The organism is Methylacidiphilum sp. Yel, from assembly GCF_004421185.1.
Taxonomy (GTDB): Bacteria; Verrucomicrobiota; Verrucomicrobiia; order Methylacidiphilales; family Methylacidiphilaceae; genus Methylacidiphilum.
This window is the reverse complement of record NZ_LXQB01000001.1, coordinates 43,087-55,227: the sequence shown is the minus strand read 5'-3', so window position 1 is coordinate 55,227 and position 12,141 is coordinate 43,087. Positions and strand designations below refer to the sequence as shown.

9 protein-coding genes are annotated in these 12,141 nt (G+C 43.7%); 2 read left to right on the top strand and 7 right to left on the bottom strand.

Annotation, left to right across the window (positions count from 1 at the left end):
• Positions 1-117: 117 nt before the first annotated feature.
• On the bottom strand, positions 118-1,206 hold the full coding sequence (locus tag A7Q09_RS00225) for a hypothetical protein (protein ID WP_134389322.1): 1,089 nt from the start codon (positions 1,204-1,206) through the stop codon (positions 118-120).
• A 411-nt stretch (positions 1,207-1,617) separates the two neighbouring features.
• A complete protein-coding gene (locus A7Q09_RS00220; RefSeq protein WP_134389321.1) occupies positions 1,618-2,916 on the bottom strand; it encodes an APC family permease in 1,299 nt (432 codons plus the stop codon).
• A 98-nt stretch (positions 2,917-3,014) separates the two neighbouring features.
• Here A7Q09_RS00220 and A7Q09_RS00215 point away from each other — a divergent pair, with 98 nt between their 5' ends.
• The gene (locus A7Q09_RS00215) at positions 3,015-4,340 is read left to right on the top strand and encodes an aspartate aminotransferase family protein (protein WP_134389320.1); all 1,326 of its coding nucleotides are present in this window, start codon (positions 3,015-3,017) and stop codon (positions 4,338-4,340) included.
• 18 nt (positions 4,341-4,358) lie between these two features.
• Here A7Q09_RS00215 and A7Q09_RS00210 read toward each other — a convergent pair whose 3' ends face one another.
• The 5 genes from A7Q09_RS00210 to A7Q09_RS00190 are packed head-to-tail and all read right to left on the bottom strand — an operon-like array spanning position 4,359 to position 8,998.
• Positions 4,359-5,033 carry a dienelactone hydrolase family protein gene (locus tag A7Q09_RS00210; RefSeq protein WP_134389327.1) on the bottom strand — a complete coding sequence of 225 codons (675 nt, stop codon included), beginning with the start codon at positions 5,031-5,033 and terminating at the stop codon, positions 4,359-4,361.
• 50 nt (positions 5,034-5,083) lie between these two features.
• Positions 5,084-6,286, bottom strand: a complete 1,203-nt coding sequence (locus tag A7Q09_RS00205) for an argininosuccinate synthase (protein WP_134389319.1) — start codon at positions 6,284-6,286, stop codon at positions 5,084-5,086.
• Positions 6,287-6,308: 22 nt separating this feature from the next.
• A complete protein-coding gene (dxs, locus tag A7Q09_RS00200) occupies positions 6,309-8,201 on the bottom strand; it encodes a 1-deoxy-D-xylulose-5-phosphate synthase (protein ID WP_134389326.1) in 1,893 nt (630 codons plus the stop codon).
• Positions 8,202-8,230: 29 nt separating this feature from the next.
• Positions 8,231-8,476: an exodeoxyribonuclease VII small subunit gene (gene xseB / locus A7Q09_RS00195; protein ID WP_134389318.1), complete on the bottom strand. Its 246-nt coding sequence runs from the start codon at positions 8,474-8,476 to the stop codon at positions 8,231-8,233.
• A gap of 6 nt (positions 8,477-8,482) precedes the next feature.
• Entirely contained in the window at positions 8,483-8,998 is a 516-nt protein-coding gene (locus tag A7Q09_RS00190; RefSeq protein ID WP_134389317.1) for a hypothetical protein, read from the bottom strand.
• 179 nt (positions 8,999-9,177) lie between these two features.
• Between A7Q09_RS00190 and A7Q09_RS00185 the strand changes: the two genes are divergently transcribed.
• On the top strand, positions 9,178-11,823 hold the full coding sequence (locus A7Q09_RS00185; protein WP_134389316.1) for a valine--tRNA ligase: 2,646 nt from the start codon (positions 9,178-9,180) through the stop codon (positions 11,821-11,823).
• Positions 11,824-12,141: the final 318 nt, after the last annotated feature.

Below are 12,141 nucleotides of genomic sequence, written 5' to 3'. Positions count from 1 at the left end.
GGCCGATGAGAGTGTCAGGGTCTATCAAAACCTCAACACCCTCATCGGAGAGCTTGCCCTGGCTAAATCTGGTCAGTTATCTCCAGGAATCCCCTGCCTTTAGGCATGGGGAGGATGTCAATGAGTTTTTAATGAAACGATCAATCCTGCTTCCTTAGGGTTCCATTTGTAGCCAAAGCCAAATGGCAAAGGCTCGGTTTTCTGCTGAGCAAATGCCTCTTCCAGATCTTTTTGATAAAATTCCTTGAATATGTTCAAAGGCGGGGTATAGACGCCAAAAAGCTCAACATTTCGTCCACCAGCGACCAAATATCGATAGGGAATACCACTATCATCTTGAATGATCATTTCGCTATGGGAAAGGAGAAACTCTCGCAGAGATGAAAAATTACTCCCATGCAGCAGATAAGAAGCTGATTTAATAACAGTATTGAACGGCCCCAAAGAAGAAAGAAAATTCATAAGGCTTCCTTCAAATCCCCCATTGGAGAGATCCGACTGAAAATAGTAAAGGGTTTTGAGCTTCCCTTTTGAATAAAACCGAATAATGGCTCTTGAGCCCATTGTTTTGCAATCGACAACTCTCCCGCCAGAGCGAACAATCATGATGAGAAAAAGAGGCACATTGCCGCCAAGCATGGGAAGATCCTGACGTAATTCTTTTGTCACAAAGTATCCGGCTTTAAAATAACTGTGCAAGGAAGCGAGGATCAGGGGAAAAGTCCTTTCAAATGTCTTTACTGATTCAAGATCTGGACAGTTTCCAGCAGACTCCCGACTGGCCAGAACATAGGTGGAAGCAAAAGGGAAAAGAGCCAAGGCGAACATAAAGTCTGGCCCACTAAAAGGATAGAATACGGGCAGATAGGGATCATCCAGTTTAGTTATTTTGTTTTCAGAAAAAACTCGAATCGGTGTCCAGGACCAGGAGTCGCGTTTTTGCCACTGCTTTTCCAGTAACTGAGCATACTGCTGCCATGTTTGCGACTTTTCGTAAGCATACAATAAAGCTGAATCATGTTCTTTAACCGGCAATCCTCCTAAAAACAAACTAATGGCATCAGTTCCCGTTTTTGTTTGTTCAGGGATTGGCTCCTCTTCTTCAAGTTGTCCAAAAAGAGATGATAACCAACCAAAGACAAAAAAAAGAAGCCATAGGCTTATGGTCATCTTCGATTTGGATTCGATAGTTATTTCTTGTTCCATTGTTTGATTCGTCCTCAAAGAATAGGCTTTTGAAAGGCAAGCTTAGAGAAAAGCATCGAAAAAAGGTGATAATCGCTAGAAGGATCTCAATCAAGAGAAAAAACCCCATGAGGAATATAAATTTCAAAATAGAGAGAAAAAAAATCACTTTAAAAGCATTGACTGCTCCTCCGTTCTGTATAGGTAGTGTGAACGAGCGGTAGCGGCATCCAGAACACTAGCTATGGCCTAGGAAAACCGGATTTGCAAAACTCCTAAAGATAGCCAAGTTCTCCGACAGGCTCAAAGTCTCTAGTAGCTATGTAGGGCATTAGATCCAGTGGCGGGAAAGTGGCTTGAAAAAACCGCAAAAGATAAGAGGCAAGCCTTTTTGGTACCTAAGGCCATGCTAACAGATTTTATCTCGAGCTCTTACTTCGAAGGAGACTTAGTCGAAAAGAAGTAAACAATGGCACCCACTAGAAAAGTAGAGAGTCCTAGCAATGATTCTACTGGTCTTTGCCTGAACACCTGCAACAGAATGATAGACTCAATGATGATATAGAGTAAGGGAGTCAATGGGTAGCCCCATGTAGAATAAAAACGCTTGAGTTCAGGGGCTTTCAAACGCAGCACGATCACTCCAAGAACCGTAACAACGGTCGATAAGCCCAAAGCAAACTCCACATAAGTGATTATCTTTGCAAAGGAGGAACTAAACAGAAGGCAAAACATAATAAGGGCCTGAAGCAATAACCCTACGTAAGGTACGCCTTCTTTTGAACGTTTACTTAGAATACGAAAAAAAGGATAATCCTCTCCTATAGCTGCAGCCACCCTTGGTCCAGTCCATGCCATGGCGCTCAGAGAAGAAACGAGGCTTACGCCAATTAAAAATCCGGCAAACCGGCTGCCCCATTCCCCAAAAATTTTTCTAGCCACAATGGCACCGACCTCAATTTGACCTGAAATTTGATCTCGAGGAACAGAAAATATAAAGACTGCGTTAAGAAAAGTATAGATGATGACCACGATGGTCGATCCTAAAATAAGGGCAAGAGGAATGTTTTTCTTTGGATTTTCGATCTCTCCAGCGATATAGGCTGCAGCGTTCCACCCGGAGTAGGAATACATCGTGTAAATAAAACACAAGGCAAAAGGAGGGCTAAAAAAAACAGCTAGATCTTCTGGCTTTAGAAGAAAATCGAGTGTTGGTCTTTCTATATGCTCAATGCCGCTAACAATAAAAAACAAAATCAAAAAGATTTCGACCAAAATAAAAAAATTTTGGAAAATTGATTCCCAACGAAGGCTCCGAAGATGCAAAGCATAAACGAGAATTGCCACACAACAAGAAATCCAAAGGGGTGGTATCATGGGAAAGACATAGTGAAAATACTTTCCAAGGGCCATCGCCGTGGCTGCAGAAGGAGCAGCAAACCCCACAGTCACCGACAAAAAACCTGCCAAAAAGCCCATCATCGGATGATAAATTTTACTTAAAAACAGATATTCTCCTCCTGATCTTTGAAAGATAGCTCCAAGTTCTGCATAGGAAAGAGCACCACTAAGAGCAACAATGCCTCCCAAAATCCAAATGCAAAGGATGATAAAGGGCGAAGCAATTTCCTTTACTTGAAAACCAAGGGTAGTAAATACGCCCGTGCCAATCATATTAGCGATTACGATGGAGATAGCTGTTAGAGCCGATATTTTCCTAGGGCCGATCATTACTCCTCCATTTTCCTTCTTTATACAGAAAATACCACTTAATTCTCCTATTCTTTTCGATTGTCAGTAGGCCTATTAATTTTTTACTTTATGTTCTAATGAGCCTGCCTTCTTCTTATTTCTTTTTTGAGCCAACCCCAGTAACCCTACCGCTTTTTATAGAGCGGGCTCAAGGCATTTATCTCTACACCAAAGAAGGCAAGGAAATAATCGATGCGGCTTCAGGGGCAGTTGTTGTCAATATTGGTCAAGGCAGAGAAGAAATCGCGACAATAGCCCAGGAGCAAATAAAAAAACTAGATTATATTGTTCCCATTTGGTTATCTGAAGCACTTGAAGGGCTTGTTAAAAAACTATCCGAGTGGTTTCCAACCGAACCCTATCGGTTCTACTTTACGACGGGAGGCGCAGAATCTGTAGAAGCAGCGTTTCGTTTTGCTTTTTTGTATCAAGTAGCTGAGAATAAGCCTTGGAAGAACAAAATCCTTTCTCGTTGGACCTCCTATCATGGCATTACCCTTGGCGCTTTATCAGCCAGCGGCAACCGATTACGAAGGGAGCATTTGGAACACTGTCTGCTTGATTGGCCCAAAATCCCTCCTCCCTATTGTTATCGTTGTCCATGGTCCAAAACCTATCCCTCTTGTGGCATTGCCTGTGCTCAGGCACTAGAGGAACTGCTCCACTCTCAGACAGGCAAAGGCATAGCCGCTTTCATTGCCGAACCTATTATTGGAGCTAGTGGGGGAGCGATTGTACCCGTCGAGGAGTACTGGCCTGCCATTGCGGAAATCTCTAAAAAATATGGCCTATTACTGATTATCGATGAAGTAATGACTGGTTTTGGGAGGACAGGCAAACGATTTGCTTTTGAACACTGGAAGCTTCAACCAGACATTATTGTCAGTGCAAAAGGTCTATCGGGCGGCTATATCCCCATGGGTATGCTTGCTGTCAGAGAAGAGCTTGTCCAAAGATGTGAAAAAATAGCAAAAAATTTCATGTTCTTTACTTATACTTCCCATCCACTAAGCTGTGCGATTGCAAAAAAAGTGATCGATATTTTGGAGGCTGAAAACCTTATTGATCACTCAATGAAAATGGGCGAACTACTTGGCCAGTCCTTAAAAAACGAACTAGCGGATCATCCTGTTGTTGGAGACATACGTGGCAAAGGCCTTTTTTGGGGAGTAGAATTTGTAAAATCCAAAATCACCAAAGAACCTTTCCCTCCTGAAGAAGGCTTTTTAAACCGGCTATTAAGAAAAGCGCTGGAACTTGGAGTATTTTTTTATCCTTGTCAAGGAATGGCTGATGGCTTTTCAGGGGAAGCCGTGCTTGTTTGCCCACCTCTTATCGTGAAGGAAGAAGATATTCTGAAAATCGTTGCTGTTTTAAAAGAATCCCTAAACCAGCTGGTTTGATATTAGGGGAGGAGCAGTTCATGAAAGGATAGCGGAGTGTGGCCAGTGAGCAGAAAACCAATCTGCAGCCACCGCAGCGACTTTATCGAGGGTTCCTGGTTCTTCAAAAAGATGGGAAGCTCCTGGAATAACCACCAGTTCTTTTTTGCACTGCAGGGCTTCTAATGCCTGTTCATTAAGCCTTAAAACGAACTCATCCAGACTCCCAACTATGAGTAGGGTCGGAGACTTCACCTTTTTTAGCGATTCACCGGCTAGATCCGGCCTTCCTCCTCGAGAAACCACAGCTTTTATTTTGTCTCCAAGCTCGGCGGCAGCGACTAAAGCAGCTCCTCCTCCTGTGCTCGAGCCGAAAAAGCCTATTGGATAATTTCTGGTTTGTTTTTGTGTTTTTAACCAATGAGCAGCTCCTACCAGCCTTCTAGCTAGAAGTCCGATATCAAACCGGTAAATGCCACTAAACTCGTCTTCGGCTTCTTCATCAGAAGTTAAAAGATCAAAAAGAAGGGTGCCAGACCCTTTTTCTCTTAAAACTTTAGCAACTAACTGATTCCTCGGACTAAAACGGCTACTACCACTGCCATGGGCAAAAAGAACGATACCCCTTGCTCCGGGAGGAATTTCTAATGTCCCAGGGAGATAAATTTCCCCAATCGTAACGTTGACTTCTTCTTTGATCGCTTCATTAAGCACAAAAATAAATATGACAGTTAGGAATAAAGAAATCAAGAATGGCTTCTTCCTTAGCCGAATAGACCTTTTTGAGACTGAGCAACCGTCCTAAGCCGCAAAGACTGAAGCTTGATAAATCCTGTGGCATCCTTTGGGTCATAGGCACCTTGATCAGCCTCCATCGTTGCCAGCTTTGGGTTATAAAGCGAATAGGGACTTTTCCTCCCAAGCGTATAGAGCTGGCCTTTGAAGAGTTTCAGCCGAACAGTTCCTGTTACAAAACGCTGCGTTTGATCGAATGCAGCTTGAAGGAAAGATCTTTCTGGAGAAAACCAAAATCCATTATAAATCAACTCAGCATATTTTGGAATCAAGCTATCCCGCAGGTGCATGACTTCCCTATCCAGAGTGATCGTTTCCATCTGCCGATGCCCAAAATAAAGGATCGTTCCTCCAGGACACTCATAGACACCCCTAGATTTTATTCCTACAAAGCGATTTTCAACGATGTCAACTCTGCCGATTCCATGCTTTGCTCCAAGGCTATTCAAAGACTTTAAAATTTCGACTGGACTTTTTTTCTCCCCGTTGACCCCCACACAGTTACCTTCTTCAAATTCTAACTCTACCACTTCTGGTTGATTAGGTGCCTCTTCGGGACTTTTAGTTAACCGAAACAAGTCCTGAGGCGGTTCTTGCCAAGGATCTTCTAAAACACCGCTTTCATAGCTAATGTGTAGGATATTCCTGTCCATTGAATAAGGTTTTTCTCGGCTGACAGGCACCTCAATACCCTGTTTTCTAGCGTAGGCTATCAGCTCTTCTCTTCCCTGAAAGCTCCATTCTCTCCATGGAGAAATGACTTTAAACTCAGGCGCTAAAGCGGCATAAGCCAACTCGAAACGGACCTGATCATTCCCTTTACCCGTAGCTCCATGCGCAAGCGAATCAGCTCCTTCTTTCCTTGCAACCTCCACCTGTCTTTTAGCAATTAAGGGTCTAGCAATACTTGTGCCCAAAAGATACTGATTTTCGTATATGGCTCCTGCTCGAAGCATCGGATAGACATAATCCCTAACAAACTCTTCGGTCAGGTCTTCCACAATACATTTTGAAGCACCAAGCTTCCGTGCCTTTTCCTCTAATCCTATGAGTTCTTCTTCCTGACCTAAATTGGCACAATAGGCAATAACCTCCGCCTGATACTGCTCAATAAGCCATCGAAGTATCACCGAAGTATCTAATCCTCCTGAATAAGCCAAGACGATCTTCATGCCCACGCCATTCCTTTTAGTCTCAAGCAATTTCTAGATGGCCTGCGGCCTTCGATCCCTTTAAAATTTTCAAGGACTGCTCTAGAGCATTCTCGACCGTTACTCCATATTTTTTCCTGAGGATATCCACCTTCCCATGTTCAATAAACTGATCTGGCCAGCCAATTCTAACTACAGGGGTTCGCAATCCGAGCTGCTGCAGCTCCTCAAGCACAAGCGAGCCAAAGCCTCCAGCTAGCACATGATCTTCAATCGTTACAATTAGCTCGACATGTCTAGCGAAAAACTCAAGCGTTCCTCTATCAAAGGGCTTGACAGTCCTTGGGTTAATCACCGCTGCCGAATAACCAAGCTCTTCAAATCTTGCCGCTAATTCTTTTGCCATTTCTATCATCACTCCTAGTCCAAAGATTGCCAACTCCCTACCATGTTGAAGGACCTCAGCCCGTCCAATAGGGATCAATTCCGGTTGCTCTTTGACCGCTACCCCGCTGCCTGTCCCCCTTGGATACCGGATAGCCACCGGAGCAGGGTGATGCATGGCAGTAAAAAGCATATCGGCTAGTTCATCTTCATCTTTTGGATGCATGATCGTAATATTCGGTACGGTCCGTAAATAGGCTACATCGAAAAGCCCATGATGGGTCGGTCCATCATCTCCTGAAAGTCCTCCACGATCCAAGCAGAAGACTACTGGTAATTTCTGCAAGCAAACATCATGAATGATAGGATCATAAGCCCTTTGAAGAAAAGTTGAATAGATCGCACAATAAGGTTTGAATCCCTTGGTGGCAAGACCAGCAGCAAAAATGACTGCATGCTCTTCTGCAATACCCACATCAAAATACCTATCCGGAAATTTAGGCTGGAACTTATCCAGGGCTGTCCCATTGGGCATTGCCGCTGTGATCGCCACAACATTCCTGTTCATCTCAGCCAACTTAATCATTGTCTCAGCAAAGACTTCTGAAAATGTTTTTCTTGGGCTTGTGGGAGTTTCACCAGTAATAGGATTATAAGGCCCTAGACCATGAAATTTCTTTTGCTTTTCTAAAGCGGGAGGAAAGCCCCTTCCTTTTTGCGTGATAACATGAAGCAACACCGGGTATTCTTGATTTTTGAGAAATTCAAAAGTCGAAATCAACCTAGGAATATCATGTCCATCGATAGGACCATGATAAGTCAGCCCCAATTCTTCAAAAATAACACTTGGCCAGAGAAGACTTTTAAAGGCCTCTTCAGCTTTCCTGGCGACTTTAAGAACATTTTTGCCTGGCCATTTTTCTAGCACCTTTTCCACTCGATCACGCAAATAGGAATAGGCAGGATTGGTAACGATCTTGTTAAAATAACTCGCTATTGCCCCCACATTCTTATCAATCGACCATTCATTGTCATTAAGAATGACAATGAGTCTTTGTGTTGTTGAGGCAATGTTATTCAATGCTTCAAAGGTAATGCCGCAAGTAAAGGCGGCATCACCACAGAGAGCAATGACGTGCTCTTTGCCCCCTCTCCGATCCCTTCCTACAGCCATTCCAAGGGCAGCCGATAGGGCCGTTCCCGCATGCCCTGCCCCATAACAGTCATATTCACTTTCTTCTCGACACATGAACCCCGAAATCCCTCCTGGTTGTCGAATCGTATGGAACCTATTTTTCCTACCTGTCAGAATTTTATGGACATAGGCTTGATGGCTAACATCAAATACAAAATTATCCTTGGGAACATCAAAAACGTAATGCAAGGCGAGGGTCAGTTCCACCACTCCAAGATTTGGTCCAAGATGCCCTCCGTTTTTAGATAGCACGGTGATCATTTCCTGTCGGATCTCTTCGGCCAGTTTAGGCAATTCAGGAATGGGAATTTTTTTTAGATCCGAAGGACTGTCTATTTGGTCTAAGAGTCTATCCATAGTTCCTCCATCTTGAAAAAACTGCTCCTTTAGTTCTCCTTGGCTCCACAACTATTCTCTTCTTTAGCGGACAATACGATGATCCTTTGTTCAGCTTCGTTGAGCTTCTCATCACAGATCTTTAATAACCTTCTGCCCTCTTCGTATTTCTGCAAGAGATCTTCTAAAGGCATTTGACCAGATTCGAGGCTATTGACGATCTCTTGGAGTCTTTTGAACGCTTCTTCAAATCGCATCTCTTTTTCTCCCCCACTCTGCTTGTCGATCTGGCTCATAGGCAATCAAGTCACTGGTTGGTAGGTTCCTATTTTAAACCGTGGATCGGTTGCTATTAAAGATCCAAGATTTTTCCACTTTACTCCTTCCATCTCATAAAAACCCTGAAGATAAATAGAAACATATTCTTTTGGGAATTCCTCAAAAAGTGTATTGACAGCTTCTTGTAAGGTTTCTAAAGGAGGCTCTTCAGGATCCACCTCAAGAATGCCTTTTTCATCATGAGCTATGCCTAGCATATCAAGCCAACGACATAACATCGGGCTTTGAGTTTCTATAAGCCAGTGGGAAAGAAGATAAAAACTCATCGTTTCACTTCTAGGATGCGACAGGACTTTTTTGCACAGGGAATGCCTTTTTGTTTTGGGCATTTCCAGTAGTTTATTGATCCGAATTCCAAATCCTTTTGAAACCATATCTAAGAGCAGTCGATACAGTTTTTTGTCAGACTGGTGGGCGCAAAGAAGGATCTGGTGAGATAATTCTTCGGAGATGGAATTCCAAATGAAATAGGTGGGCATAAAGCTAGAAGCACTATTAGAACAAAATTTTCAAAAAAAACAATCTCTTTTTCCTTTTTCTATAACTTCTCATTTGAACTTGCAAGAGCAGATGATTGATTTAACAATTAAACGAAACAGACAACCATGAGGCTAGAAAGATTTTTTTTCTTTCTCCCCATAAAGATAAATTTGAAATAATGCATACCGAAGAGACATTTCCAAAAGCTTACGAGCCAGCTGCTATTCAGGACCGTCTGTATAGAGAGTGGCTTGATCAAAAAATTTTCCATGCCAACCCGAGTTCTTCAAAACCTTCCTTTTCCATTGTCATGCCCCCTCCCAATATTACAGGCGTGCTGACTCTAGGCCATGTCCTAAACAATACCATACAAGATATTTTGTCCCGAAAAGCCCGCATGGAAGGCTACGAGGTACTTTGGCTGCCTGGATTAGATCACGCCGGTTTAGCCACTCAAGTCGCTGTTGAAAAATATCTGCTGAAGACCAAAAACACAGATCCACGGACCTTATCCAAAGAAGAATTCTTAAAAATTGTATGGGAATGGAAAGAGAGTCATTCCAAGAGAATCCTTGAACAGCTCCAAAAACTTGGTTGCTCAGCGGACTGGGAAAGAACCCGCTTTACCATGGATCCTGCTTATAGCAAAGCCGTTGCGAGGGCTTTCATAAAACTTTATCATAAGGGGTTAATTTATAGAGGCAAACGAATGATCAACTGGTGTCCAGCCTCGCAAACGGCTCTTTCGGACGAAGAAGTCATTCCAAAGAAAATAGATGGCTTCCTTTTCTACGTACGCTATCCTTTAGCGGATCAACCCTCTCTTTTTTTGACCGTTGCCACGACCCGACCCGAGACCATTCCAGCTGACTCAGCTTTGGCCGTTCACCCGGAGGACCAACGCTACCAGCAATTTATCGGGAAGTTCTGTTTGAGACCTTTTCCCAAAGAACCTATACCTGTGATTGCCGATACTAGGGTTGATCCAAAGTTCGGGACTGGAGTTCTCAAAATTACCCCTGCCCATGATACCCTCGATTTTGAGATTGGCTGCGAGCATCATTTACCAATCAGGGATATCCTTACAGCAGACGGCAAGATCAATTGCCCTGAGTTGCCGGCACTCCATGGCTTAGACCGGTTTGAGGCCCGCAAAAAATCCATCGAACTTTTATCGTCCCTTGGTCTTCTCGAATCCCAACAACCTTACAGTCATGTCGTGGGTTTCAGCGAACGAGCCGATGCGGTCATTGAACCAAGGATTAGTGAACAATGGTTTTTGAGATATCCAAAGACAAAAGAGGCTCTCGAAGTCGTAAAAGACAAAATCATCACTTTTTTCCCCGCTTACTGGGAAAAGGTTTACGAACATTGGATAAAAAATATTAAAGACTGGTGTATTTCAAGACAAGTATGGTGGGGTCATCCCATCCCCGTATGGTGGAAAAATGGCCAATACATCTGCCAAGAGGAATCTCCTGGGGTAGAATGGCAACGAGATCCAGATACTCTGGATACCTGGTTTTCTTCATGGCTCTGGGCCTATGAAACGATGGATGAGGAGACAAGGAAAAAGTTTTATCCAACAAACGTTCTAGTAACTGGTCCGGATATCATTTTCCTATGGGTTGCCAGAATGGTAATCGCTGGATTAGAATTTAAGCCTAGTCTTTCGGATGATATTTACCAAAATATTCCCTTCCGGAAGGTCTATTTTACTGGATTGATTAGAGATCGGTTGGGAAGAAAAATGTCCAAGTCCTTAGGGAATTCACCTGATCCCCTAGAGCTCATTCAAAAATACGGAGCCGATGGCCTGCGGTTTGGCCTGCTTCGTATCGCTCCCCAAGGCCAAGACATTCGTTTTGAGGAATCGCAAATTGAGGAAGGCAGAAATTTCTGCAACAAACTCTGGAATGCATGTCGGTTTCGGATCCGTTTTGGAAGCATCAATCCTAAGGCTAGGCCTTGGGATTATCCTAGATCCTCTTTTGCTCAAGATATCTTGAGAAAACTGGCTCAAACCTCTATTCTCCTAAAAGAAGCCTTTGAGGCCTTTGAATTTAACCAGGCAGCCATCATTCTTTATGAATTTGTTTGGAATGAATTCTGTTCGAAATTCATTGAAGCAACCAAATGGGAATTGACTTTCGTTTCTAAAGAAACCCATCAGGGAGCTTTGGAAACCTTCGATTATTCCATGTCAGTTCTTTTAAGATGGCTCCATCCATTTGTTCCTTTTGTAACAGAAGAGCTCTGGCAGAGAATGGCTTTCGGCCATGCCACTATCCAACTCGAACCTTGGCCGAATGAAGAGCTACAGGAAATCTTAAAAAAACCGCTCTATGATCCCCATGCTGCCTCTATTGCCCAGGCTATTTTTGAAACCGTCGTAGCTGCGCGTAATCTCAGGGCTCAATATTGTCCTAACTTCAACCAAAAAATTAAGTTCTTGATTAAGAAAGACAAAGAAATATCCCATCTTGAAAAAACTGTACTTTGCGGTCTTGTTGGTGCCACTTCGATCCTTTCCATCGATGTCAGACCTCCAAAAATGCCACTGGTTTCTACGCCAATAGGAGAATTATACCTGCCTTTGGAATTGATCGATTTCGAGTCAGAAAAAAAACGGATTGATAAAGAACTATCTAAATTAAAAAAAGATCAATTACTTTTAGAAAAAAGATTAACCGACGAACGGACTCTTTCTAAAGCCCCGAAAGAAAAAATTGAACAATGGAAAGAAGAAAAGAAGGTTATCGACCTAAAAATTAAAAGGTTAGAAGAACAATTGGAACATATTAGTAGTATCCAGACCGACTGATTGAGGCTGTACGTAGGCCATTCTGAACCTCCCCATGGCTAAAGCCAGGGGGGGTTGGGGATGAGACACGCCGATTCCTCGCGCCCCCCTCCCGCTTGCTTGAGAAGACAAGCGGTACGACGTGCGCGTTTTCATCGGCGGCTAGCGTTCCCCTTCGGCAGACGGCCCGCTCTGATGCCCCGGAGGGCGTGAGAGGCGGCGACGACCGGCTCCGCTTGTAGGTTGATTGAAGCTCGACGGCCGCCCGACGCAGGAGCGGTTCCGCACCCGGCCAGGCCGTCTTGGCCTTGGCGTGCATCGAGCCTGTCTTCGGAGACG